Origin of the sequence: Pseudomonas sp. URMO17WK12:I12 (genome assembly GCF_000514395.1) — a bacterium.
Taxonomy (GTDB): domain Bacteria; phylum Pseudomonadota; class Gammaproteobacteria; order Pseudomonadales; family Pseudomonadaceae; genus Aquipseudomonas; species Aquipseudomonas mucoides.
Genome location: NZ_AZVV01000012.1, coordinates 102339 through 128200, shown reverse-complemented (window position 1 = coordinate 128200; position 25862 = coordinate 102339). Strand labels below are relative to the sequence as shown.

Here is a 25862-nt window from a genome sequence, read left to right as displayed (position 1 = left end):
CTTTTTGGCGTCTGAGGGCGCCAGGTATTGTTTTGAATGAATCAGCTTAAGCGCTTAACCGTCACTTTTGGCGGTTTCACGGCAGAACCGGCCAAGGGTGCTTACAACCCTGAAAATACGCTTGCTGAAACGTTTAATCTAGAACACTTGGCACGTTACTCGATAATGCCTCATCCTTGAAGCCCAACTTGTCGGATGTGCGTGGACACTAGTCGCCTGCCGGATTCGGGTAGGATTGGCGGAAATGTCGGCCGAAAAACAAGGAAACCCGCGTTGAAACTCAGTGATATCGCACAGTTGGCCGGTGTGTCCGTAACCACCGCCAGTTATGTCATTAATGGCAAAGCCGAACAGCAACGCATCAGCAGTGCCACCGTCGAGCGCGTGCGCGCGGTCGTCGAACAGCATGGTTTTACACCCAATCCTCAAGCGGCCGGGTTGCGCAGCCGGCACACGCGCACCTTGGGTTTTATTCTGCCGGACCTGGAAAACCCCAGTTACGCACGAATCGCCAAACTGCTGGAACAAGGCGCCCGGGCGCGCGGCTATCAATTGCTGATCGCCAGCTCCGACGATGCGCCCGACAGCGAGCGGCAATTGCTCAAACTGTTCCGCGCCCGGCGCTGCGATGCGCTGATCGTCGCCAGTTGCCTGCCGACTGATGACGACAGCTATCGCCAGTTGCAGGCCAAAGGCATGCCGATCATCGCCATCGACCGGGTCATGGAGCCCGAGCACTTTTGCTCGGTCATCAGTGACGACCGCGAGGCCAGCCTGCAATTGACCCGCAGTCTACTGGACCCGCTGCCCAAGCAGATCGCCTTGATCGGCGCGCGCCCCGAGTTGAGCATCAGCCAGGAACGCGCTGCCGGCTTCAAAGAAGCGCTGCACGGGTTCGAAGGCCAGGTGCTGATCGAGCACGGCGAATCGTTCAGCCGCGAGTGCGGCAAGCAATTGATGGAAGAAATGCTCCAGCGTCTGGGGCATTTGCCAGACGCCCTGGTGACCACCTCCTACGTGTTGCTTCAGGGGGTGTTCGATGCCTTGCATGACTTCCCGCTGAAAACCCGTCCGTTGCGCCTGGGGACATTCGGTGACACCCAGCTGCTGGACTTCCTGCCGCTGCCGGTCAACGCCATGGCCCAGCAGCATCAGTTGATCGCCGATAAAGCCCTGGCGCTGGCACTGGCCGCCATCGAGCAGTCCGATTACCAACCCGGCGTGCAGGCCATCGCGCGGACCTTCAAGCAGCGTATTCACCGGGACTGAACCGTGGAGCTGATCGACACCCACACTCATCTGGATTTTCCGGATTTCGACGCGGATCGTCAGGCGTTGCTGGCCGAAAGCCGCGCCTTGGGCGTGCGTAGAATGGTGGTGTTGGGGGTGTATCAGGCGAATTGGCAGCGAGTCTGGGACCTGGTGCAAAGCGATCCCGACTTGCATGCTGCATTCGGTTTGCACCCGGTGTATCTGGAGGACCATCGACCTGAAGATCTACAGGCACTCGGTGACTGGCTGTCGCGCCTGGCCGGTCATCGGCAGTTGTGCGCCGTGGGCGAGATCGGTCTGGATTACTTCATCGAAACCCTGGACCGCGAGCGCCAGCAGGCGCTGTTCGCGGCGCAACTGCAACTGGCGGCGGACTTCAATCTGCCGGCGCTGATCCACGTGCGGCGCAGCCATGCGGCGGTGATTGCCACGCTGAAACGCTTTCGATTGAAACGCGCCGGAATCATCCACGCCTTCGCGGGCAGCAAAGAAGAGGCGCGGGAATACATCAAGCTCGGTTTCAAACTGGGTCTGGGCGGCGCCGCGACCTGGCCGCAGGCGCTGCGCATGCACCGTGTGCTTGCCGAATTGCCACTGGAATCCGTGGTACTGGAAACCGACTCACCGGACATGGCCCCGGCCATGTTTCCCGGTCAACGCAACAGCCCGGCGCACCTGCCGGCGATCTGCTCGGCGCTGGCGCAAATCATGGCGATCAGCCCTGAGCAATTGGCCAGCGCCAGCACGGCCAATGCCTGCGAGCTGTTCAACTGGTAATCAGTCGGCGTGGGCCTTGGCGGCTTCCAGAATCAGCGTGATGTGTTGCCGGTGATGGGCGAACTGTATGACGACGAAGTAGAACAAAATGGCGGCCAGCGAAAAATTCAGCTGCTCGACGACACTGAGCATGCCAATCCATTCCATGACCAACGCCACCAGGATCGCGGTGCACACCATCACCAGCGTGCTCGCCCGCAGCAAGCCCAGTGAATCGAGCGATTTGAAGCGTTTGATCTGTTTCGGGTCGCTCAATTGCAAGGCTTTGTGGCAGTGCGTACAGGCGAATGATTCGTTGATCGCAATCGCGTTGAGTTGCCAGGCTTCCAGCCGCAGGGTGCTCCCGCAGTGAGCGCAGTGCCCCTGAATTCCCAGTGTTGCAACAGACATTACCGCGCCTCCTCAGGGCTGGCCAGAGTGAATGATCTTCCTTCATTGAAGACGAAAAATCAGAGCACGGAGGAAAAGAGGACAAATCTCATCCGCAATGGAAACAAATATTACAGATTGTTCGCAGAACCTGTAGGAGTGAGCCTGCTTGCGATAGCGGTGTGACAGTCAACTAATTTGCTGAATGTTTGACCGTTATCGCGAGCAGGCTCACTCCTACAAGGGGCTTTACACCCGGAAGGCGCTGATCAGGTGCTTGAGTTCCACCACCTGGGCCGACAACGCGCGGCTGGCATCCTCGGTCTGGTGCGCCCCTTCGGCGGTACGCTCGCCTGCGCGATTGATCTCGACGATGTTCTGATCGATGTCGTGGGCGACGGCGGTCTGCTGCTCGACCGCTGCAGCAATCTGCTGGTTCTGGTCCACGATCATGCCGACGGCGCCGAGGATGTTTTCCAGTGCCTGCTGGACCTTTTCCGACTGACCGACCGTGCCATCGGCTACCTGATGGCTGATGCCCATGGCCTTCACCGCCGCGCCGACGCCGCTGTGAAGTTTGCTGATCATCTGCTCGATTTCTTCGGTCGATTGCTGAGTGCGCTTGGCCAGCGTGCGGACCTCATCGGCCACCACCGCAAACCCGCGCCCCTGCTCACCGGCCCGAGCGGCTTCAATGGCCGCATTGAGGGCCAGGAGATTGGTCTGTTCGGCGATGCTCTTGATCACTTCCAGCACGCGGCTGATGGACTGGCTGTCGCTGGCCAGTTGATTGATCACGATCACTGACTGATCGATCTCACTGGCCAATTGCGCGATGCTGCCTTGTTGGGACGCCACCAGACCGCGACCGCTGATGGTCTCGTCGTTGACGCTGTGGGCGCTGCTGACTGCGGCAGCGGCACTGCGCGCCACCTCAAGGGATGTGGCCGACATCTGGTTCATGGCCGTGGCGACCTGCTCGATCTGCGAACGTTGCCCGGCCACCGCCTGGTTGCTCTGGGTAGAAACGCTTTGCACCTGCCCGGCCTGGCGCTCGACCTCATTGACGGTTTTGCCGACGCGTTCGATCAGGTCATGAATTTTCTTCACCGTGCCGTTGAACACCTCGCCCAACTCGCCGAGCTCATCGCGACTTTCTGCGCGGAAGGTCACCGTCATGTCGCCCGCAGCAACCGTGTCCATCATGGCGCCAAGACGCTTGAGGGTGGTGCGGGTCGACGCATAAAAGCCGCCGTAAAGGTAGAAAATCAACACAAACACCACCGACAACGCCACAGCCTGCAAGACCATATGGGTGCGGTTCTGCTCCAGTCGCTGCTGCAACTGAGTACCGAGGAACTTCAGGGTGGCTTCGTTGAGTTGGTAAGTCTGGTCCATCAGGCCGGTGACCTGATCGTAAAAGCCCTGCCAGGGTGCATCGAGGGTGTCGGCCATCACCACTTGTTCTTCGAACAGCTCACTGGCTTTTTTCAGCGAGGCCTTGCTGCTGTCAGCTTGAGCGGCCAGGGTTTCACGCGCCGCTTTGCTGGAACCCAGTGCGTCCTGCAACTTCAGGCCGTACTCGCCCTGGAGCTTTTCGATCTGCGCCAACAGCTCATCGAATCGAGTGCTCGACGCCGAGTTGAGAAAGCCTTGGCCGAGGGAAAAGGAACCCATCGCCCGGCCTTCGCCCAGCAGTTGGGTCACCGGTGGGGTGACGTTGGTAATCAGTTCGCTCAGTTGGCGCATGTCGCTTTGGCTGTCGCGACTGAGGCCGGCCTGGGTGGCGATGATCTGGCTGAAAATCTGCGCGTTGCCCAGCAGTTTGCCGATCATTCCGCTTTTACTTTGCAGGGAGGTTTCCGTTTGCTGGGCCTTGAACGCGGCGATCATTTCATCGCGTTTACCGTCGAAAACCGTGATCTGCTCAGGATCAGTGGTCATCGCGGTCAGCCCTTGCAGGCGCGCCAGAATGCTCTGCTCCAAGGTGCCGATCTTCGACTCGACGTTGCCGGCTTTGCCGGACTGGCCGAGCGTGACGTTGATCTGTACCAGATTGTTCAGGGTCTCCAGGTCACGCCGCAACGTCATGCCGCTGCCCAGCAGGTCGAGGCTTTGCAGCTCGACTTGCGTGCCCTGAAATTCGCGATAGGAGTCGCGCACCAGATAAAAGTTGGTGACCAGCATGGGCACAAGGAACAGCACGCTGATCAAGCTGAACTTCATGCCGAAGCTCAGGCGGTTCATCAGTGCGACGGCGGGATAGAGCAAGCTCTTCACTGGAAGTCTCCCATTGCATTCTTATTTTTATTTGGCAGGCGCGGCTCAGCGGCAGATAGCCACTATTCAGCGCTATCCCTGTATATCTTAAATCGGCAGGGGGTTTTGTAACTTAAGGTTAACGAGGGGAAGCGCGGACCCGTAGCCGCTGGCGCAGCCTGCGTCCGGCTGCGAAACAGTCGTCATGAAGACACTGAGGCGTGACAGGTGTCATTGCGCCATTTGGATTGGCGACTGCTGCGCAGCCGGACGCAGGCTGCGCCAGCTGCTACAGGGATCGGTGGGTTAAGGGAGGACGGTCCACAGCGCAAAACCGGCGTACCAAAGCACTGCCGCGCGCAACAGTAGCTCCCAGATCCGGTCCAGGCTGTTGATGCCATCCGGTCCGACGACCGGTGCCGGGATTTCACCGGCCACCATGCCGACCTTCTCGATCAGTTGAGCGGCACTGATGTTCCAGTTCAGCAACTCATGCAACATCACCCGACCGACCGCCACAAAGTTGCCGACCAGGGCAAAACTTGCCGCCAGCAACCGCACGGGCACCCAATCAAAGGCGTGACGCAATTGTGCCGCGCGCTCGACCACGGCCGGGTTCTGTCCATGCTCTTCGGCCAGCGCCAGCAAGCGATAGCTTAGGGCGGCCACCGGACCCAGCAGGAAGTACCAGAAAATGACCGCAAAGAAACTCTGGTAAGCCTCCCAGAGGAGGTGCGCTTCGACCCGCTCCAGCAATTGTTCGCCGCTTTCGGCGCAAATATCCAGGTCTCGCTTGGCCACATGCGCGGCGGCTTGCAGGTCTTCCCGGCGCCAGGCATCGCGAAACGGCCCCAGCCCGGCCAGCAGATCGCCGCGTCCGAGGCTGTAAATCACCACCAGCAAATGCACCGGCAATGCCAGCAGACCGTAGGCCACCGGCTCCAGCACCACCAGCAGCAACCCCAGCAGCGCGACCGGCAACAACACCATAATGACCAAAATCAACCATGGCCGGTCGATCAGGCGTGGCATGACCTCAAGCTTGTTCAGCTCGCGCACCCAACCGCCATCACGCTGTACCCGATGGCGCAATGCCGAGAACTTCTCGATCCATACCGCCAACAGCAACACCAGAAAACTCATTGTCCTTCCTCTTTTGCCAGGGCCGCGCGATAGCGTGCCCAGTCGAACGCCGGTCCTGGATCGGTCTTGCGCCCCGGGGCAATGTCGCTGTGCCCGCAAATGCGCTGTGCAGTGATGTCGGTGTAGGCGTTTTGCAGCTGTCGGGTCAAGGCCGTCAGCGCGTGATACTGAGCATCGGTGAACGGCAGATCATCCGTGCCTTCAAGCTCGATGCCCACGGAAAAATCGTTACAGGTTTCCCGGCCCTCGAAATTCGAGATGCCGGCGTGCCAGGCGCGCTCAAGACAAGAGACAAACTGAGTGACAGTGCCGTCACGCTCAATCAGAAAGTGCGCTGACACCCGCAAGTCAGCAATACCTTCAAAATAAGGATGCTCCGTGACATCCAGACGATTCTGGAAGAATTCCTGCACTTTGCCGGTCGCGAACTGCGCTGGCGGCAAGCTGATGTTGTGGATCACCAGCAGGGAAATTTCGCCCGAGGGGCGCGCATTGAAGTTGGGTGAGGGGCATAAACGCACGTCCTGGCACCAACCGCTCGCGGGGTCCAACTGCATACAGGTTCCTTCAGCGACGACTGTGTTGGCCCCCAGTATGCCGCGATAGCCCACCGGGACGCGATCACTTGCCGCGATTGAGCCGGCGCAGGTTACCGAGCACCGAGGCCAGCGCCCGGTCAAACAGCAACGTATTGTCCAACGCCCGCACCGCGCCGCGACGAAATTCCAGAGCCAGGCCCGCACGGCTGCGCTCCAACACTTTCAGGCCGGTGCGATTGACGAAGATGTAGTTGCCGGTGGCTTCAATGATCGCGGCCAGTTTGCAGCGCAGGGTGTTTTCGTCGTCCTCCTGAAACTCCACCCAGCAGCCGGGATGCAGTTGATCCACTTGCAGCAGGCTGGCGTCATCCGCCGGCAAACGGGCGAATGACGTCTCGACCGGTCCTTCGTCTGCGGTTTTCAGGACGATTTCCTGCGTCATCCGGACCATCACCGGCGCCTCGAAAGACACGTCGTTTGCCTGCCCCGGATACGTGAACAGTTGAACGTGCAAGGTTTCCAGTTCGCTGAAAAACTCGCTGGTGGCGAAAGGATCGAATGCCGAACTGCTCAGCCCGTCACGCAATGACTTCAGTAGCCCAGGCACCAGCGCCAGCAGACGCTGGCTCGCTTCGGGCTCGTCGTGACGCTGCACACTCCAGATCAGTTGCTCCATGGTGTGGACGTCCGCACGCCATTCAGCCGACTGATCACTGTGTTTGAGGCAAGTCAGCAGCAGCACTTGGCTCCAGGCCTCCTGGACAAACACCACCACCGCTTGCGGCAGCACTTTGCCCAACAATGCCTGATTCAGCGCCTGCTCGACACGCTGGCGAGCCATTTCGGTCCTGGCACGGCCCTCCTCGGCGTCACGGGTGCGCTGCTCCAGTAATTCACTGCGACGGCGCTCATCACTGGTGAAGGCGAGAAAATCCGCCAGCAGCTCGGAAAAAATCGCCGGGTCGTCAGCAAAGTCGTTCAACAGATGCTGCACCACCTGTTCGATGCGCAGGTACAGGCTGTCGCGCTCATGGTCATCGCACTCACCCCAGCCCATGGCCGCGGCGGCGATTTCGTTGAGCAAGCGTCGGGCCGGATGGCTGCTTCGGCTGAAGAAACTCTTGTCGAGCACCGCCACTTTCAGCATCGGGATCTGCAGGCGACCGATCAGCGCCTTGAGTGAATCCGGCAGGTTGCGGTCATCGAGCATGCATTCAAACAGCATGGCGATCAGGTTGATCACGTCCTCATCAGAGACCCCGACCACGCGCGACGTGCCGCTTTTGACGCTGCCCCGTGTCAGCAGTTGTTCGAGCTGGTTACGCAGATCGAAATCGTCCTGAGCCGTCAGGGCCGGCACGTGTTGCTGCAGGTGCGAGAGCATGCGCAACAAGTCCTGCGTGGAAATGGGTCGTGTCTCGGCGCTGGCCTCAAGGGTCGGCGCGACACTGCCGCGCACAGGCAGCAACAGTTCCTGCAAGGCAGCAAAAACCTCGTCGATCTGTGCCGTGTCCGAGTGGCTGTTCGCCTGAGAAGGCTGGTCATCCGCCCGGGACATCGTGCGATCTGCCGCACGCCGCGTGGGAGCTGGCTTGAGCTCGGGCAATACGCCGGTGGCGGCCAGTAATTGATTGGATTGAGCGTAGAGCTGATCGGCGCTACTGAGCACATAGCGCTCGAACAACTTGAGGATGATCAGCTTGACCTTGATTTCCACCCCCAGGTTGCGCCCGGCCTGCAAGAAATACTCGCACAACATCGCCGGCCCCATGGGATTGCGCTGACCGTCCAGCGGTTTACCGAGCAACACACCGAGCCGCGCGCTGAGCTGACCAAGGGCAACACCTTCACGGTTCAGCACTTTATTGACCATCGCCTCCACCGCGACGCTGCGCTCCATGTCGTCGGGGCGTTGTGTCGAGGTGCCAAGGGGCAAGGCAGCCTGAGCGGTGTTGTATTGAGTGAGGCTGACAAACGCCTCGAAGAAGTGCTCGAGGAACCCACGCTCGATGCTTTTACGCTTGAGGCGCAAATCGCGCATGGCTTCAAAATAGAGGTTCTGCTCGACGTCATTGCGGGCCCGATCGGCCATTTCGAACAAGGTGTCGTCGGCATTATCGAACAGATCCTGCAACCCCTGCCGAAGCTGCAATGCAGCCTTGTCGCGAACCTGAAGCAGAATCACAGGCAAGCGGGCGAGCGGCGAGTGAGTCGCCTGATCAGTAGCGCCTTTGTGCAAAGGCACTACGTTCCCGTCGTTGTGCATCCAAGCCTCCTGAAAGGGTGATGTTTCGGATGTAAAACAATCCGAAAACACGTCAAAGCCATGACGTCAAAAGCAAGGCGGATTATCTTGCAAAAAGCACCTGCTGTGCCAGCAGACTCTTCATCCCCTTCAAATAGACGCAGCGGTCGGGCGCCGACTCAGGCGATAAATCGACCAAATGCAGGCTTCAGCACAAACGGAAAGCCTCTGACTCCTTGGGTTGGCTCATGCCATACCCCTATAATCGGACCACTTTGTTTGTGGAGTCCGTTATGCCGAACCTACGTCTCGCCGACTTGAACGCCGAAATCGAAGCCAACGTACGCCGTGCGTTGCTCGAAGACATCGGCAGCGGCGATATCACCGCACAGTTGATCCCGGCTGAACGCCTGGCAAAAGCCACCATCATCACGCGTGATGCCGCCGTCATTGCCGGCACGGCGTGGGTCGATGCAGTGTTCCGGCAACTGGACCCACGGGTCGCGGTGCATTGGCAGGTGCGTGATGGCGAACGGGTTCAACCCAATCAGGCGCTGTTTCACCTCGAAGGTCCGGCGCGCTCGCTGCTCACGGGCGAACGCAGTGCGCTGAACTTCCTGCAATTGCTGTCGGGCGTGGCCACGCGTGCGCAGCATCTGGCGGACTTCGTCGCCAGCACCCAGGTCAAGTTGCTCGACACCCGAAAAACCCTGCCGGGGCTGCGTCTGGCGCAAAAATACGCCGTGACGTGCGGCGGCTGCCACAACCACCGCATCGGCCTCTACGACGCCTTCCTGATCAAGGAAAACCACATCGCCGCCAGTGGTGGCATCCCTGAAGCCATTAATGCCGCGCACAAGATTGCCCCGGGCAAACCGGTGGAGATCGAAGTGGAAAGTCTCAAGGAACTCAAGGAAGCGCTGGCGGCGGGTGCCGACATCATCATGCTCGATGAGTTGAGCCTGGATGACATGCGTGAAGCGGTGCGCCTGAACGCGGGCAAGGCAAAACTGGAGGCCAGCGGCGGGATCAACGAAAGTACGCTGCTGCCGATCGCGGAAACCGGGGTGGATTACATTTCGATTGGCGCGATGACCAAAGACGTGAGGGCTGTGGACCTGTCGATGCGCCTCAGCCTCTAAAAAGCAGCTACGAGCGGCAAGCTCCAAGTTTCAAGCGGTTTTGCTTTTACTTGCAGCTTACCGCTTGAAACCTGAAGCTGCTCTCAGACCACCAGATTATTCATCTCGCAGTACTCTTCCCACTCAACGCCCAGCACCTCGGCTGCCTCCTTGTGCAGCGCCAGGCGCGCAGCCTCGAACTCTTCCGGGGTCGAGGTGTACTTGAGCGTCAATTCCCACGGCTGCAAGCCCTGTGACTCTGCCTCATCCTCGAACGCCCATTGAATCTGGTCTTTCTGATCGTCGGCCGGCAGGTCCTTGATCTCTTCGGCGAGCTGGGACGAATCCAGCAAGTACTTTTTGAGCGCTTCTTCGTGTCTGGCTTCTTGGGTCAATTCTTTAACGGTCATGTCGTTCTCGCTGATCGGAGGAATGGAAGATGGATCTGGATCATCAAGGATCTCTCTGACGCAAAAAACCGTGTGAAGCCCGGTTTGTCTGGCCTTCAGAACCATTCGGGGATCATCTGAAAACTGCAAGGTGATGCGTGTGCAGGCTCCGAATATAGGACGTTTGGTTGGCGATTTATATGGACTTTTACATCAAATCTACAAAAAAACGCTGAAGGGGCCTTTTTGAAAATATTGTCTCGCGTCGCCGGAACAACGCTATAACGGCAAAGTCATAGCGATGTGCCATATAGGCACTTCACAAGGAAGCCTAGTGATGTCCAGTCTTGCAAAGCGTTCATCTGCCCTTCTCGCAACCAGCACGGCGGCCCTTCTTCTCGGCAGCCTGGCACTGTCCAGTACCGCTCACGCCGGTTTGGAGTTCAGCACCAACAGTTCCAGCTCCAGCGACAAATTCCTCACCTTTCACAATTTGTACGGCAAAGATGTGATGACGAGGAGCGATATCAGTATCGACATGGTGACGCAATTACAGAGCACCGCTAAAACCAACACGACTGACATCGAAAACCTTGAGAAAACCGTCAAGGAGCAAACCAGACTCATCGAAGAACTCAAAAAGAACGCCGGGTCCAGTTCAAGCTCGAGTGCCAGCGAAACGGCTAACCTCAAGCGCACCGTCAGCGAACAGGACAACGCCCTGAAAAAGCTCGCCAGTCAAATGGACGAACTCAAACGCAGTAGCAGTTCGAATTCAGGCTCAAGTTCCAGCTCCAGCGAAGTGAGCGATCTCAAGCGTACGGTCAGTGCACAAGACAGCGAGCTGAAAAGGCTCGCCAGCCAGGTGGAAGACCTCAAGCGCAGTGCCGGATCGAGTTCCAGTTCAAGCTCCAGTGATCTGTCCAGCCTGAAGCGCGAAGTCAGCGATCAGGACAATCAGCTGGATCAGCTCAAACGTACCGTGGATGACCTGAGTAGAAAGGTGAAATAACAGCGGGGATGGTGCCCGAGACAGGAGTCGAACCTGCGACCTTCGCGTTACGAGTGCGCTGCTCTACCAACTGAGCTACACGGGCAGTGGGCTAAACCTAGCACCGGGTTCGAGGGCCAGCAACTTCACACCCTGTTTCGCAGACAAAAAAATGCCCCGCAGTGTTCACTGCGGGGCATTTTTTATAACGTTGAAGCGGTCAGGCGTGGGGAGTGATTAAACGCCCGAAGCCTTGGCGGCTGCTACGTCTTTGATGGACAGCTTGATACGGCCGCGGTTGTCCACGTCCAGTACCAGTACTTCCACTTCCTGGCCTTCTTTCAGGATGTCGGTCACTTTCTCAACGCGAGCGTCGCTCAACATGGAGATGTGAACCAGACCGTCCTTGCCAGGCAGGATGTTGACGAATGCGCCGAAGTCGACGATGCGCTCAACCTTACCCACGTAGATCTTGCCGATTTCAGCTTCTGCGGTGATGCCCAGAACGCGCTGACGTGCTGCTTCAGCCGCTTCTTTGGTTTCGCCGAAGATCTTGATCGAGCCGTCGTCTTCGATGTCGATCGAAGCCTTGGTCTCTTCACAGATCGCACGGATGGTCGCGCCACCTTTACCGATGACATCACGGATTTTGTCAGTGTCGATTTTCATCGCGATCATGGTCGGAGCGTTTTCCGACAGTTCGGTACGCGACTGGCCAATGATCTGGTTCATCTGACCGAGGATGTTCAGGCGCGCTTCCAGGGCTTGGCCCAGAGCGATCTCCATGATTTCTTCGGTGATGCCTTTGATCTTGATGTCCATCTGCAGCGCGGTAACACCTTTGGCGGTACCCGCTACTTTGAAGTCCATGTCGCCGAGGTGGTCTTCGTCACCCAGGATGTCGGTCAGGACGGCGAACTTCTCGCCTTCTTTAACCAGACCCATGGCGATACCGGCAACCGGTGCCTTCATTGGAACGCCAGCGTCCATCAAGGCCAGGGAAGCGCCGCAGACCGAAGCCATGGAGCTCGAACCGTTGGACTCGGTGATTTCCGACACAACACGGATGGTGTACGGGAACACGTCGGCAGCAGGCAGCATGGCTGCAATCGAACGACGGGCCAGACGGCCGTGACCGATTTCGCGACGACCAGCGCCACCCATGCGACCACACTCACCTACCGAGAACGGAGGGAAGTTGTAGTGCAGCATGAACGGGTCTTTTTTCTCGCCTTCCAGGGTATCCAGCAGTTGTGCGTCACGGGCGGTGCCCAGTGTTGCAACGACCAGAGCCTGGGTCTCGCCACGGGTGAACAGAGCCGAACCGTGGGTCTTAGGCAGAACACCGACTTCGATGTTCAACGGACGTACGGTCTTGGTGTCGCGACCGTCGATACGTGGCTTGCCGTTTACGATGTTCTCGCGAACGGTGCGGTATTCGATTTCGCCGAATGCTGCTTTGACTTCGCTGGAAGAAGGCTGGCCTTCTTCACCGGACAGCTTGGCAACCACCTGGTCTTTCAGTTCGCCCAGGCGAGCGTAACGGTCGGCCTTGATAGTGATGGTGTAAGCCTGGGAGATCGCGTCGCCGAACTCGGCACGGATAGCGCCCAGCAGAGCGGTGGCTTCTGGCTGCGGAGCCCAGGTCCAGGTCGGCTTGGCAGCTTCAGCGGCCAGTTCTTTAACGGCTTGGATCACAACCTGGAACTCGTCGTGAGCAAACAGTACCGCGCCCAACATCTGGTCTTCGGTCAGCTCTTTGGCTTCCGATTCAACCATCAACACGGCTTCCGAAGTACCGGCAACGACCATGTCCAGGCTCGAAGCTTTCTGTTGTTCGTAAGTCGGGTTCAGCAGGTAACCGGTGCTTTCGTGGAACGCAACGCGGGCAGCGCCGATCGGGCCATCGAAAGGAATGCCGGAGATGGCCAGCGCAGCCGAGGTACCGATCATCGCTGCGATGTCCGGATCGGTCTTCTTGCTGGTGGAAACGACGGTGCAGACAACCTGCACTTCGTTCATGAAGCCTTCTGGGAACAGCGGACGGATCGGACGGTCGATCAGTCGGGAAGTCAGGGTTTCTTTCTCGGAAGGACGGCCTTCGCGCTTGAAGAAACCGCCAGGGATCTTACCGGCAGCGTAAGTCTTTTCCTGGTAGTGAACGGACAGAGGGAAGAAGCCCTTGCCTGGATCGGCTTGCTTGGCACCGACTACGGTCACCAATACGCTGACGTCGTCGTCAACGGTGACCAATACTGCGCCGGAGGCCTGACGGGCGATACGGCCAGTCTCGAGGGTAACGGTCGACTGACCGAACTGGAATTTTTTGATTACCGGGTTCACGGTGTCCTACCTTCTTTTGTGGCTCTTGGGGAACTTGTCTTCTTGCGAAATTCTTGGGCAATGTCGGGAATCGGCCCAACGCCTGTCCAGGGTAAAACGTGTGTCCAGATAAAACTTGAGGCTGGGAGCCTGCCATGCGCCAGCGGGAAACCCGCTGACGTACGACAGACAACCAACCTCTAGCGCAATCGCTTATTAGCGACGCAGACCCAGGCGACCGATCAGAGCCTGATAACGACCCAGATCCTTGCCTTTCAGGTAGTCCAGCAGCTTACGACGCTGGTTTACCATGCGGATCAGACCACGACGGGAGTGGTGATCTTTACCGTTGGCCTTGAAGTGACCTTGCAGCTTGTTGATGTTGTGGGTCAGCAGTGCAACTTGCACTTCTGGCGAACCAGTGTCACCAACAGCTTGCTGGTAGTCAGCTACGATTTGAGCTTTTTCTTGAACGTCGAGAGCCATGAGGCAATCCTTTTATCAGGAAACTGTTTCAAAGAAACAGCTTCAACAGGCCAGGGACAAATCCCTGTATCTAAAAATGAGTAGTGACCGTGCCTGTTGACAGCCACCCTCGTCCGGTCATTCTGACCGAATCAGTCGACGCGGCGCGATGCGCCCGTCTTCGCTCACTTCACCGATACCGATGAAGCGACCATTGTGATCCTGTACCCGTACCATGCCGAACTTCGGTGCATCCGGGGCTCGTACCGGCTGGCCGTTAAGCCAGTAGAACGAGCTGTGCTCCGAGAACTGCAACAGCGGCCAATCCAGCAGACCGCTGTCCGATGGCATCAGGAAGCGATCAACCGCTTCATTGCCGCCTTCGGCATGTACCGCTTCCAACTCTTCCAGCGTGACCGTCTGCGCCAGCGTGAAAGGCCCGGCCTGGGTACGTCGCAATTCAGCAACGTAAGCGCCACAACCGAGTTTCTCACCGATATCCTCCACCAGGGTGCGGATATAGGTGCCTTTGCTGCAATCCACTGCAAGCCGCGCAGTATCACCTTCGAAGGCCAGCAATTCCAAGCGCGCAATAGTAACAGAACGCGGTTCGCGCTCCACTACTTCGCCAGCACGGGCCAGCTTGTACAGCGGCTGCCCGTCACGCTTGAGCGCCGAGTACATCGGCGGTATCTGACTGATTTGTCCGCGAAAACCGGGCAAAACAGCTTCGACATCGGCGCGACCAACGGTCACCGGGCGCTCCTGCAAAACTTCCCCCTCGGCATCGGCCGTGGTGGTGGTTTTGCCCAATTGCGCCAGGGTTTCGTAACCCTTGTCGGAGTCGAGCAGGTACTGCGAGAACTTGGTCGCCTCACCGAAGCACAACGGCAACACGCCGGTGGCCAGCGGATCAAGACTGCCGGTGTGCCCGGCCTTCTCGGCGTTCAGCAACCAGCGAACCTTCTGCAACGCGGCGTTGGAGGTGAACCCCAGCGGCTTGTCGAGCAGGATAATGCCGCTGACGTTACGACGGATACGTTTGACCTGAGCCACCGATTACTCCTTGGCGTCTTCGGGTTCAGCCGCTACAGGGTGCTGATTGTCTTCAGCCACCGCACGCTCGATCAGGGCCGACAGGTGCGCGCCACGCACGACGCTTTCGTCGTAGTGGAAGTGCAACTGAGGAACGCTGCGCAACTTCATTTCGCGAGCCAACTGCATACGCAGGAAACCGGCGGCGGAGTTGAGCACCTTGATGCTTTGTGCGATGTCTTCGGCATTGTCCTGCCCCATCACGGTGATGAAGATCTTGGCGTGACCGACGTCACGGCTGACTTCAACAGCAGTAATGGTGACCAGGCCGACGCGCGGGTCTTTGACTTCACGACGGATCAGCTGTGCCAGCTCACGCTGCATCTGATCGCCGATACGTTGGGTACGGCTGTATTCTTTTGCCATGTCTTGTTACCTGTTACTGCCCCACGGTGAAACCCGAGGGGTCTGAAAGCGGCAAACGCCCGGCCTGACAAAAGCCAGACCGGGCGTTGCGTTTAGAGTCCTGACGCGGTGCCGCGCATTTGCATGCGGCGGCTTGGCGTGGCCCTTGAAGTGCGCGAGTTAGAGGCTGCGAGCAACCTGAACCTTCTCGAAGACTTCGATCTTGTCACCAACTTTAACGTCGTTGTAGCTCTTCACGCCGATACCGCATTCCATGCCGGCACGTACTTCGGAAGCGTCATCCTTGAAGCGGCGCAGGGATTCCAGCTCGCCTTCGAAGATAACGATGTCTTCACGCAGTACACGGATTGGACGGTTACGGTGAACAACACCTTCGATAACCATGCAACCGGCGATCGCGCCAAACTTCGGCGAACGGAACACGTCACGCACTTCAGCGGTACCCAGGATGTTCTCGCGAACATCGCTGCCCAGCATACCGGTCAGGGCTTTCTTGACGTCTTCGATGATGTCGTAGATCACGTTGTAGTAACGCATATCCAGACCTTCCTGCTCGACGATCTTGCGAGCGCCGGCATCGGCACGCACGTTGAAGCCGAACAGTACAGCGTTGGAAGCCAGTGCCAGGTTGGCGTCGGACTCGGTGATACCACCCACGCCGCCGCCCACAACACGCACTTGCACTTCGTCGTTACCCAGGCCGTTCAAGGCACCGTTCAACGCTTCCAGCGAACCACGGACGTCGGATTTGAGGACGATGTTGAGCGTCTTCTTCTCTTCCTGACCCATGTTCTCGAAGATGTTTTCAAGCTTGCCGGCGTGAGCACGGGCCAGTTTGACTTCGCGGAACTTGCCTTGACGGAACAGAGCCACTTCACGGGCTTTCTTCTCGTCGGCAACCACGCTCATCTCGTCGCCAGCGTCCGGGGTACCGTCCAGGCCGAGGATCTCGACAGGGATGGAAGGACCGGCTTCCTTGATCGGCTTGCCGTTCTCGTCGAGCATGGCACGTACACGGCCATAGTTCGAACCGACCAGCACCATGTCGCCTTGACGCAGGGTACCGTCTTGAACCAGAACGGTTGCAACCGGGCCACGACCTTTGTCGAGACGCGATTCAACCACAACGCCACGGCCAGGAGCCGACGGAGTTGCTTTCAATTCCAGCACTTCGGCTTGCAGCAGAACAGCTTCGAGCAACTCGTCCACGCCAGTACCGACTTTCGCCGAAACCGACACGAACGGGGTGTCGCCGCCCCACTCTTCCGAGGTCACGCCGTGAACCGACAGTTCGCTACGGATGCGATCGAGATCGGCGCCCGGCTTGTCGATTTTGTTCACTGCAACAACCAGCGGAACACCGGCAGCCTTGGCGTGCTGAACGGCTTCAACGGTCTGCGGCATAACGCCGTCGTCCGCTGCAACCACCAGGATCACGATGTCGGTCGCCTTGGCACCACGAGCACGCATTGCGGTAAACGCGGCGTGACCCGGGGTGTCGAGGAAGGTGACCATGCCGCGTTCGGTTTCAACGTGGTATGCACCGATGTGCTGGGTGATACCGCCGGCTTCGCCTGCAGCTACCTTGGCACGACGGATGTAGTCGAGCAGCGAGGTCTTGCCGTGGTCAACGTGGCCCATGACAGTCACGACTGGTGCACGGGAGAACGCTTCACCTTCAAACTTCAGGGACTCGGCCAGGGAATCTTCCAGGGCTGTGTCGCTGACCAGGGTCACTTTGTGGCCCAGCTCTTCAGCAACCAGTTGGGCAGTTTCCTGATCCAGTACCTGGTTGATGGTCGCTGGAGTACCCAGTTTGAACATGAACTTGATGATTTCAGCAGCCTTGACCGACATCTGCTGGGCGAGATCGCCAACAGTGATGGTCTCGCCGATCTTCACTTCGCGCACAACAGGGCCGGTTGGGCTCTGGAAACCGTGGGCGTTGCGTTTCTTCAGCTTGGCCTTGCCGCGACCACCACGACGGAAGCCATCGCTTTCTTCGTCGGTAGTACGTGGCGCAACACGTGGAGCAGGCGCTTTCTCTTTGACCGAAGCACGATGCGGAGCGTTTTTGCGCTCGCCATCGCCACTGCCACGACGATTGTTATCGTCGGCACGTGGTTTGTCCGGACGGCGCTGTTCGTTCTGCTTATTGCGAACGTCAGCAGACGGTGCTGGTGCAGCCGCCACAACCGGCGCGCTTTCACGCACGGGTTCGGCAACTGCAGCAGGCGCTGCAACAGCGTCGGTCGTAGCGTTTTGCGCAGCAGCAGGCTGGCGACGCGCTTCTTCTTCGGCGCGACGCTTGGCTTCTTCTTCAGCCTTCTGACGGGCAGCGTTTTCTACTGCGCGACGTTCTTCCAGTTCGCGTTTGCGCTCGGCTTCGATTTCTTCCGGGCTGCGCTGTACGAAAACTTTCTTTTTGCGGACTTCAACGCTGATGCTTTTGCTGCCAGCAACACGCAGGGTGCTGGTGGTTTTACGCTGCAGCGTGATCTTGCGTGGTTCTTCCACTTTCGCCTTGTGACTGCTTTTCAAGTGAGTCAGCAACGATTGCTTCTCACTGTCAGTCACACTTTCTTCGGCGGCGGTGTGCGGCAGACCTGCCTCACGCATCTGCTGCAACAGGCGCTCTACCGGTGTTTTGACCTCATCGGCCAGTTGTTTCACCGTGACTTGCGTCATGCACTTCTCTCCTCAGGCCGCGCCTAATTACTCGAACCAGTGGGCTCGGGCGGCCATGATCAACTTGCCGGCACGATCATCGTCAATGCCGTCGATGTCGAGCAGGTCGTCAATAGACTGCTCGGCCAGGTCTTCGCGGGTAATTACGCCGCGCACCGCCAGTTCCATCGCCAAATCCTTGTCCATACCCTCAAGCGAGAGCAGGTCTTCGGCCGGATGGGCGTCTGCCAGCTTTTCCTCAGTAGCGATGGCTTTGGTCAACAAACGATCCTTGGCACGAGCGCGAAGCTCGTTGACGGTTTCTTCGTCAAAGCCGTCGATGTTGAGCATTTCTTCCAACGGTACGTAGGCAATCTCTTCCAGGCTGGTGAAGCCTTCATCTACCAGCACCTGTGCCAGGTCTTCGTCGACTTCCAGCTCGTCGATGAAGTTGCGCAGGATGTCGCCGGTTTCTGCTTGCTGCTTAGCCTGGATGTCCGATTCGGTCATCACGTTCAGGGTCCAGCCAGTCAATTGGCTAGCCAGACGCACGTTCTGACCACCACGACCGATGGCCTGAGCCAGATTGTCTGCGCCAACGGCGATGTCCATTGCATGGGCATCTTCGTCAACGATAATTGCTGCAACCTCTGCCGGGGACATGGCATTGATCACGAACTGAGCCGGGTTGTCGTCCCACAGGACGATGTCCACACGCTCACCGCCCAACTCACCCGACACTGCCTGGACGCGCGAACCGCGCATACCGATGCAAGCGCCCTGCGGGTCGATGCGTTTGTCCTTGGAGCGGACCGCGATCTTGGCGCGCGAACCCGGATCACGGGACGCAGCCATTACTTCGATCAGGCCTTCAGCGATTTCCGGCACTTCGATGCGGAACAACTCGATCAGCATTTCCGGCGCGGTACGCGACAGGATCAGCTGCGGGCCGCGGTTCTCGGTGCGGATTTCCTTGAGCAGCGCACGCAGACGCACGCCGACACGGAAGGTTTCGCGAGAGATGATGTCTTCACGAGCCAGCAACGCTTCAGCGTTGTTGCCCAGGTCGACGATCACGTTGTCGCGGGTCACTTTCTTCACGGTGCCGGAGATGATTTCCCCCAGGCGCTCGCGATAGGCGTCAACGACTTGAGCGCGCTCGGCTTCACGAACTTTCTGCACGATGACTTGCTTGGCAGTCTGTGCAGCGATACGGCCGAACTCGATGGATTCGATTTTTTCTTCGACTACATCGCCAACCTTGGCACCAGGATGCGTTTCGGCAACCTTGCTCGGCCAGGTTTCAATGGCCGGATCGTCCAGGTCTGCTTCTTCGACGACCGTCCAGCGACGGAATGTCTCGTAAGCACCGGTGTGGCGATTGATTTCCACACGCAGATCGACTTCGTCCTCAAAACGCTTTTTGGTAGCAGTGGCCAGGGCCAGCTCCAGCGCTTCAAAAATTACGTTTGCCGGTACGCCCTTTTCATTGGATACCGACTCAACAACCAGCAGTACTTCTTTGCTCATCGTACGCCTCGCCTTTCGCAAGCCATTGGATCCGCGGGATCCGCGTCTCAGTCAAAACTGGGAATAATGTTGGCCTTGTCGATCATATCGATCGGCAACAGGAACTCATGGTCTTCTACCTGCACCACGACGTCCTGCTCTTCTACACCGCGCAGAAGGCCCTGAAAGTTGCGTCGTCCTTCAAAAGGCGAGCGCAGCTTGATCTTCACTTGTTCACCGGCAAATTTTGCAAACTGCTCAATAGTGAACAGCGGGCGTTCCATGCCAGGCGAGGAAACTTCAAGGGTGTATTCAACGGCGATCGGATCTTCAACATCCAGGACACCGCTGATCTGACGGCTGACAATGGCGCAATCGTCCACCAGCACACCGCCCTCTTTATCGATATAAACGCGCAACATCGAGTGACGACCTTGAGCCGAAAACTCAATACCCCAGCATTCATAGCCCAGGGCCACGACCACCGGGGCCAACAAGGCCTGCAACTCTTCTAGCTTGCTCGACACCTGAACCCCCTCGTGCATGTATGTGCATGCTATGCAAAATAAAAAAATGGGCGAAACGCCCATCCTTGAAACGCCGTCGAACAGCGGCGTAGAAAGTGTCCAGCTAACAAAAAGCCCCTTAAAAGGGGCTCCTTAAACTGGTTGCGGGGGCCGGATTTGAACCGACGACCTTCGGGTTATGAGCCCGACGAGCTACCAGACTGCTCCACCCCGCGACAAAGCTGGGGCGGAAGTATACGACCGATCCCGAACAGGGTCAATGTAACCTTCCACCTACAAGAAAGCCCGCAACAGCGGGCTCTCCTGATAATTGGTACCGAGAAGGGGACTCGAACCCCTACACCCTATGGGCACAACCACCTCAAGGTTGCGTGTCTACCAATTCCACCACCTCGGCAATACTACGTTTGAAACCCTTCTTACTTTTGCTCTTGAGCTGGAGGTACGTCAGTCGCTGGAGTAGCCGACTTTTGCTCTTGAAGCACCGGTACATCATCAGAAGCCGGTTGTTGCTTTGGAACTTCCAACACCGCTGGGTTTGGCAAACCTACTTGAGTCAGCTGGTGAGCTTTCTCTTTAGCAAAGTAACCTAACCCTAAGCTGGTTATGAAGAAACCTGCGGCAAGTATAGCAGTAAACTTACTAAGAAAGGTAGAGGAACCTTGGCTTCCGAACACAGTATTTGAAGCACCTGCTCCGAAAGACGCGCCAGCATCCGCACCTTTACCCTGCTGCAGCAATACGAGAGCAACTACGCCCAATGCACCCAGCAGATGAAAAACGACTACGACTGTTTCCAGCATTTTTTCAGTTTCCCGCGGCGCGACAGATCGCACCGAACTCATCTGCATTCAGGGAAGCCCCACCAATCAGGCCCCCATCGATATCCGGCATGCCGAACAGTTCGACCGCATTGGCCGCCTTCACGCTGCCGCCGTATAGAAGCCGCACACCTTGTGCGACTTCAGAATTCTTTGCCGCCAACTGCGCGCGAATGGCTGCATGCACATCCTGCGCCTGTTGCGGCGAAGCAGTCAGCCCGGTGCCAATGGCCCAAACCGGCTCGTAAGCGATCACTGCTTTTGCAAATACACCGACACCCAGCTCATCGATGATGCTGTCCAGCTGAGCCGAGACAACTTCAATCGTTTTCCCGGCTTCGCGCTGCTCAAGGGTCTCCCCTATACACAACACCGGGATCAAGCCAGATGCCTGTGCCGCTGCGAACTTGCGGATCAGCACTGCGTCCTGCTCACCCAATATCTGGCGGCGTTCGGAGTGCCCGACAAGTACCAGGGTACAACCTGCATCCACCAACTGACTCGGCGCAATTTCACCGGTCAATGCGCCTTGCATGGCTTCCACCGCAGAATTCTGCGCGCCGACCGAAATCGACTTGCCCTTCACGCCATCAATCACTTGATTGATGAACAAGCTAGGCGGGAATACCGCTACATCAACACCGCTCGGCAAGGCCAGATGACTAAGGCCGTTAATCAGCTCAGCGACGCTGGCGCGGGTACCGTGCATCTTCCAGTTACCAGCTACCATAGGGCGACGCATGCTGTACCTCGTCGGTCAAAGTGGGCGCAGATGTTACCCAACACAATCAAGGCTGGCAAGCCGAATTCAGGCAGAAACTTCAGTAACGAGTTTTGCCAGCTCTTCGGCGTAACCGCGAACCTGTGTTTCGTCCTCGCCTTCGACCATGACACGCACCAACGGCTCTGTCCCGGACTTGCGCAACAGCACCCGACCACGACCCGCCATCGCCGTGGTAACACGGTCACTGGCTTCCTTGACCGCAGGATGATCGAGCGGACTCGCACCACCGCCAAAACGGACATTGATCAGCACTTGAGGGCACTTTCGCAGCGCTTGACGGGCCTGAGCCAGCCCTTCGGAGCGAGTCTTCAACGCCATCAGCACCTGCAGTGCAGCAATGATCGCATCACCGGTCGTGGTGTGATTGAAGCAAACGATATGCCCCGAGTTCTCACCGCCCACCAGCCAGTTACGCTCAAGCAAGTCAGCGATGACATAGCGATCGCCAACGTTGGCACGCACAAATGGAATAGACAGATCCGCCAGGGCCAATTCCAGCCCCAGGTTACTCATCAACGTGCCGACCACACCGCCTTGCAGCTTGTCGCGCTCATGCAGATCGCGGGCGATGATGTAAAGCAGCTCGTCGCCATCAACAATGGCGCCGGTGTGATCGACCATCAGGACACGATCACCGTCACCATCGAACGCGATACCCAGGTCGGCATGTTCGGCCAATACGGCAGCCTGCAACTGACCCATATGGGTAGAACCACAATTGTCGTTGATGTTCAGACCGTTCGGCTGCGCGGACAGCACCACAACGTCAGCACCCAACTCACGGAATACGCTTGGGGCAACCTTGTAGGTCGCACCGTGAGCGCAGTCGATCACGATCTTCAGGCCCGCGAAACTGGTGCCGGTCGGGACGCTGCTTTTGCAAAATTCGATGTAACGACCAGAAGCGTCATTGATGCGCGAGACTTTGCCGATCTTGCTCGACTCAACCACGGTCATCGGGGTGTCGAGCAACTCTTCAATCATCAGCTCGACTTCATCCGGCAGCTTGGTACCCTTTCCGGAGAAGAACTTGATGCCATTGTCATCGTGAGGATTGTGCGAGGCACTGATCACGATACCGGCTTCAGCGTGAAAGGTACGCGTCAGGTAGGCGATCGCCGGGGTTGGCATCGGCCCCAGAAGCATGACATCAGCACCTGCCGACGTCAGCCCGGCCTCGAGTGCAGATTCAAACATGTAGCCCGAGATCCGGGTGTCCTTGCCGACCAATACCTTGCAAGCGCCCATTTTGCGGAACGCCATACCCGCTGCCCAGCCGAGCTTGAGCATGAAGTCAGGAGTAATCGGGTATTCACCGACACGACCACGAATACCGTCGGTACCAAAGTATTTTTTGCTCATAAGTGCTCCATCATTCTTATTCGGCTGATTCCACCGCGGCGATCATCCGCACTACGTCCACTGTTTCAGCTACATCATGGACGCGCAATATACGCGCCCCGTTGGCTGAAGCCAGCGCTGCGAGTGCAAGACCACCATAAAGTCGCTCACCAACCGGCCGCTTCAAGGCCTGACCAATCATGCTCTTTCGCGAAACCCCGACCAACAGGGGCCGCCCCAAGGCATGCAAGGCTTCCATATGCTTAAACAAGCTTAGATTGTGCTGCAAGGTTTTCGCGAAGCCAAAACCCGGATCAAGAATAATCCGCTCCGGCGGAATGCCCGCCAACGCGCATTGAGCCATTCGCTCGGCGAGAAAATCGCCGACTTCCCTGGTGACGTCCTCGTAGTGCGGATTGTCCTGCATGTCGCCCGGCTCACCGAGCATATGCATCAGACACACGGGCAATCCGGTGGCTGCGGCCGCATCCAGGGCACCGTCTCGACGCAGCGAGCGAACATCGTTGATCAACCCCGCCCCCAACCGCGCAGTCTCGCGCATGACCGCTGGAGTGGAGGTATCGACGGAAATGATCACATCCAGTTCGCGATGAATGCGCTCAACGATAGGCGCTACTCGCTCCAACTCCTCAAGCGGCGAAACCGCCCGGGCGCCTGGGCGGGTTGATTCGCCACCAACATCAATCAGTGTCGCACCCGCCAATACCATCGACTCGGCGTGGCGCAGGGCCGCATCGAGCTGGCGGTATCGGCCGCCGTCGGAAAAGGAATCAGGAGTGACATTGAGAATACCCATGACATGCGTCTGGGCCAAATCAAGAACCCGGTTGCCGCAAGGCAACCGGGTCGAGGACTGAACAGAAGTCATTTCAAACCTTATACGTCAGCAGCCGGACCGCCGATCGGTGTTTCCGGACGCTCGTCCTGCACCACCGGAGGTGTCCCGGAAGTACCGGTACCACCTGACCAGTCACGAGGCTCGCGAGGTGCACGACCGGCCATGATGTCATCGATCTGATCAGCATCGATCGTCTCGTACTTCATCAGGGCATCCGCCATGGCATCAAGCTTGTCGCGGTTGTCCGTGAGGATCTGCTTGGCCGTGCCGTAGCACTGATCAATGATGCTGCGCACTTCGGAGTCGATCAGCTTGGCTGTCTCACCAGAGAAGCTCGCACTCTGACCACCGCCGCCGCGACCGAGGAACACTTCGCCCTCTTCTTCGGCATACATCAACGGACCGAGTTTTTCCGACAGGCCCCACTTGGTCACCATGTTCCGCGCAATCTGACTGGCACGCATGATGTCGTTGGACGCACCGGTGGTGACGCCATCGAAGCCCAAGGTCATTTCTTCAGCGATACGGCCACCATAGAGCGAGCAGATCTGGCTGATCAGTGCACGCTTGGACAGGCTGTAACGATCTTCTTCCGGCAGGAACATGGTCACACCCAGCGCACGACCGCGCGGAATGATCGAGACCTTGTAGACCGGATCATGCTCTGGCACGACGCGCCCCACGATAGCGTGGCCGGCTTCGTGATAAGCAGTGTTCTGCTTTTCCTTCTCGGACATGACCATCGATTTGCGCTCGGCGCCCATCATGATCTTGTCTTTCGCCAGTTCGAACTCTTTCATTTCGACGATGCGCTTGCCAGCACGTGCGGCGAACAAGGAAGCTTCGTTCACCAGGTTGGCCAGGTCAGCACCGGAGAAACCAGGCGTGCCGCGAGCGATCACCGCTGGAGCAACATCGTCGCCCATTGGCACTTTGCGCATGTGAACTTTAAGAATCTGTTCGCGACCACGAATGTCTGGCAGACCGACCACAACCTGACGGTCAAAACGGCCTGGACGCAGCAACGCAGGGTCCAAGACGTCCGGACGGTTGGTTGCAGCGATAACGATGATGCCGTCGTTCATTTCGAAGCCGTCCATCTCTACCAGCAACTGGTTGAGAGTCTGCTCGCGTTCATCGTGACCACCGCCCATGCCAGCGCCACGGTGGCGACCAACGGCGTCGATTTCATCGATGAAGATGATGCACGGCGCGTGCTTCTTGGCCTGTTCGAACATATCGCGAACACGGCTGGCACCGACACCGACGAACATCTCAACGAAATCGGAACCGGAGATAGTGAAGAACGGCACTTTCGCTTCGCCGGCAATCGCCTTGGCCAGCAAGGTTTTACCGGTACCCGGAGGACCGACCATCAGCACGCCGCGAGGAATACGCCCCCCAAGGCGCTGGAACTTGCCCGGATCACGGAGGAACTCGACCAGTTCGCCGACTTCTTCCTTGGCTTCGTCGCAACCGGCAACGTCAGCCAATGTGGTTTTCACCTGGTCTTCGGAGAGCAGGCGCGCCTTGCTCTTGCCGAAGCTCATCGGCCCGCCCTTGCCGCCTGCACCGCCCTGCATCTGCCGCATGAAGAACATGAACACGGCGATGATCACGAGGATCGGGAAGCTTGCGACCAGGAGTTGAGTCCAGATGCTTTGCTGCTCAGGCTGCTTGCCTTCGACCACGACGTGGTTGTCCACGAGGTCGCCGATCAGACCGTTGTCCTGGATAGCCGGACGAATGGTCTTGAAGCTGTCGCCATCGTTGCGCTTACCGGTAATCACGTAGCCGTCAACCGCTACGCGCTCGACCTTGCCATCCTTGACCTGCTGGATGAAGTCGGAATAGTTGAGGGTCTGCGGCTCGTTAGGGCTGGAGAAGTTGTTCATCACCGTCACCAGGACAGCCGCGATGATCAACCACAGGATCAGATTCTTTGCCATATCGTTCAATTAACTACCCTCTGAAGCAAGCTCCGCTAATGGCGCGCGCTTC

General features: G+C 58.1%; 23 protein-coding genes and 3 tRNA genes. 5 read left to right on the top strand and 21 right to left on the bottom strand.

The features are described from left to right. Window positions 1–36: 36 nt before the first annotated feature. From D882_RS1000000132700 to D882_RS0117820, 3 genes are all read left to right on the top strand, one after another. Window positions 37–180, top strand: coding sequence for a hypothetical protein (locus D882_RS1000000132700; protein ID WP_155953736.1), 144 nt, complete (start codon window positions 37–39; stop codon window positions 178–180). A gap of 93 nt (window positions 181–273) precedes the next feature. Next, a complete protein-coding gene (cra, locus tag D882_RS0117825; RefSeq protein WP_027924475.1) occupies window positions 274–1269 on the top strand; it encodes a catabolite repressor/activator in 996 nt (331 codons plus the stop codon). Window positions 1270–1272: 3 nt separating this feature from the next. Then, window positions 1273–2049 (top strand): TatD family hydrolase, encoded by a 777-nt coding sequence (locus D882_RS0117820; RefSeq protein WP_027924474.1) that lies wholly within the window; start codon window positions 1273–1275, stop codon window positions 2047–2049. Here D882_RS0117820 and D882_RS0117815 read toward each other — a convergent pair whose 3' ends face one another. From D882_RS0117815 to D882_RS0117795, 5 genes are all read right to left on the bottom strand, one after another. After that, the gene (locus D882_RS0117815) at window positions 2050–2439 is read right to left on the bottom strand and encodes a hypothetical protein (RefSeq protein ID WP_027924473.1); all 390 of its coding nucleotides are present in this window, start codon (window positions 2437–2439) and stop codon (window positions 2050–2052) included. A gap of 228 nt (window positions 2440–2667) precedes the next feature. After that, window positions 2668–3372 (bottom strand): methyl-accepting chemotaxis protein, encoded by a 705-nt coding sequence (locus D882_RS1000000133580; protein ID WP_371258952.1) that lies wholly within the window; start codon window positions 3370–3372, stop codon window positions 2668–2670. Between the two features lie 1611 nt (window positions 3373–4983). Continuing rightward, window positions 4984–5820 (bottom strand): regulatory signaling modulator protein AmpE, encoded by an 837-nt coding sequence (gene ampE / locus D882_RS0117805; RefSeq protein ID WP_027924471.1) that lies wholly within the window; start codon window positions 5818–5820, stop codon window positions 4984–4986. Continuing rightward, the gene (ampD, locus tag D882_RS0117800; RefSeq protein WP_027924470.1) at window positions 5817–6377 is read right to left on the bottom strand and encodes a 1,6-anhydro-N-acetylmuramyl-L-alanine amidase AmpD; all 561 of its coding nucleotides are present in this window, start codon (window positions 6375–6377) and stop codon (window positions 5817–5819) included. The genes ampE and ampD overlap by 4 nt, the downstream gene beginning before the upstream one ends. 64 nt (window positions 6378–6441) lie before the next feature. Continuing rightward, window positions 6442–8625, bottom strand: coding sequence for a DUF1631 domain-containing protein (locus D882_RS0117795; RefSeq protein WP_027924469.1), 2184 nt, complete (start codon window positions 8623–8625; stop codon window positions 6442–6444). Window positions 8626–8897: 272 nt separating this feature from the next. On the opposite strand from D882_RS0117795, the gene nadC reads away from it, so the two are divergent. Then, complete coding sequence (gene nadC / locus D882_RS0117790) at window positions 8898–9746, top strand: carboxylating nicotinate-nucleotide diphosphorylase (RefSeq protein WP_027924468.1); 849 nt, start codon at window positions 8898–8900, stop codon at window positions 9744–9746. An 83-nt stretch (window positions 9747–9829) separates the two neighbouring features. Here nadC and D882_RS0117785 read toward each other — a convergent pair whose 3' ends face one another. Then, window positions 9830–10135, bottom strand: coding sequence for a DUF6388 family protein (locus D882_RS0117785; RefSeq protein WP_027924467.1), 306 nt, complete (start codon window positions 10133–10135; stop codon window positions 9830–9832). A 316-nt stretch (window positions 10136–10451) separates the two neighbouring features. Between D882_RS0117785 and D882_RS0117780 the strand changes: the two genes are divergently transcribed. After that, on the top strand, window positions 10452–11126 hold the full coding sequence (locus tag D882_RS0117780; RefSeq protein ID WP_027924466.1) for a hypothetical protein: 675 nt from the start codon (window positions 10452–10454) through the stop codon (window positions 11124–11126). Between the two features lie 9 nt (window positions 11127–11135). On the opposite strand, the gene D882_RS0117775 is transcribed toward D882_RS0117780, so the two are convergent. The 15 genes from D882_RS0117775 to ftsH form a co-directional block, all read right to left on the bottom strand. Beyond that, window positions 11136–11211: transfer RNA gene (locus tag D882_RS0117775), tRNA-Thr, on the bottom strand. A gap of 131 nt (window positions 11212–11342) precedes the next feature. Next, window positions 11343–13448: a polyribonucleotide nucleotidyltransferase gene (gene pnp / locus D882_RS0117770; protein ID WP_027924465.1), complete on the bottom strand. Its 2106-nt coding sequence runs from the start codon at window positions 13446–13448 to the stop codon at window positions 11343–11345. Window positions 13449–13643: 195 nt separating this feature from the next. Continuing rightward, window positions 13644–13913 carry a 30S ribosomal protein S15 gene (gene rpsO, locus D882_RS0117765; protein ID WP_003176135.1) on the bottom strand — a complete coding sequence of 90 codons (270 nt, stop codon included), beginning with the start codon at window positions 13911–13913 and terminating at the stop codon, window positions 13644–13646. Window positions 13914–14030: 117 nt separating this feature from the next. Next, complete coding sequence (gene truB / locus D882_RS0117760) at window positions 14031–14948, bottom strand: tRNA pseudouridine(55) synthase TruB (protein ID WP_027924464.1); 918 nt, start codon at window positions 14946–14948, stop codon at window positions 14031–14033. Between the two features lie 3 nt (window positions 14949–14951). Next, window positions 14952–15353, bottom strand: coding sequence for a 30S ribosome-binding factor RbfA (gene rbfA, locus D882_RS0117755; RefSeq protein WP_007942872.1), 402 nt, complete (start codon window positions 15351–15353; stop codon window positions 14952–14954). A gap of 159 nt (window positions 15354–15512) precedes the next feature. Beyond that, window positions 15513–18041, bottom strand: coding sequence for a translation initiation factor IF-2 (infB, locus tag D882_RS0117750; protein ID WP_027924463.1), 2529 nt, complete (start codon window positions 18039–18041; stop codon window positions 15513–15515). Between the two features lie 27 nt (window positions 18042–18068). Beyond that, window positions 18069–19550, bottom strand: coding sequence for a transcription termination factor NusA (gene nusA / locus D882_RS0117745; protein ID WP_007900474.1), 1482 nt, complete (start codon window positions 19548–19550; stop codon window positions 18069–18071). 47 nt (window positions 19551–19597) lie between these two features. After that, a complete protein-coding gene (gene rimP / locus D882_RS0117740) occupies window positions 19598–20056 on the bottom strand; it encodes a ribosome maturation factor RimP (protein ID WP_010463487.1) in 459 nt (152 codons plus the stop codon). 138 nt (window positions 20057–20194) lie between these two features. Next, window positions 20195–20271 (bottom strand) — tRNA-Met (locus tag D882_RS0117735). Between the two features lie 96 nt (window positions 20272–20367). Then, a tRNA-Leu gene (locus tag D882_RS0117730) sits at window positions 20368–20453 on the bottom strand. Between the two features lie 22 nt (window positions 20454–20475). Continuing rightward, on the bottom strand, window positions 20476–20859 hold the full coding sequence (secG, locus tag D882_RS0117725; RefSeq protein ID WP_017336473.1) for a preprotein translocase subunit SecG: 384 nt from the start codon (window positions 20857–20859) through the stop codon (window positions 20476–20478). A gap of 4 nt (window positions 20860–20863) precedes the next feature. After that, window positions 20864–21619, bottom strand: coding sequence for a triose-phosphate isomerase (gene tpiA, locus D882_RS0117720; RefSeq protein WP_027924462.1), 756 nt, complete (start codon window positions 21617–21619; stop codon window positions 20864–20866). Between the two features lie 66 nt (window positions 21620–21685). Then, window positions 21686–23023, bottom strand: coding sequence for a phosphoglucosamine mutase (gene glmM / locus D882_RS0117715; protein WP_027924461.1), 1338 nt, complete (start codon window positions 23021–23023; stop codon window positions 21686–21688). 16 nt (window positions 23024–23039) lie between these two features. After that, entirely contained in the window at window positions 23040–23891 is an 852-nt protein-coding gene (folP, locus tag D882_RS0117710; protein ID WP_027924460.1) for a dihydropteroate synthase, read from the bottom strand. Window positions 23892–23899: 8 nt separating this feature from the next. Beyond that, window positions 23900–25810 carry an ATP-dependent zinc metalloprotease FtsH gene (gene ftsH / locus D882_RS0117705; protein ID WP_032833566.1) on the bottom strand — a complete coding sequence of 637 codons (1911 nt, stop codon included), beginning with the start codon at window positions 25808–25810 and terminating at the stop codon, window positions 23900–23902. Between the last annotated feature and the right edge of the window lie 52 nt (window positions 25811–25862).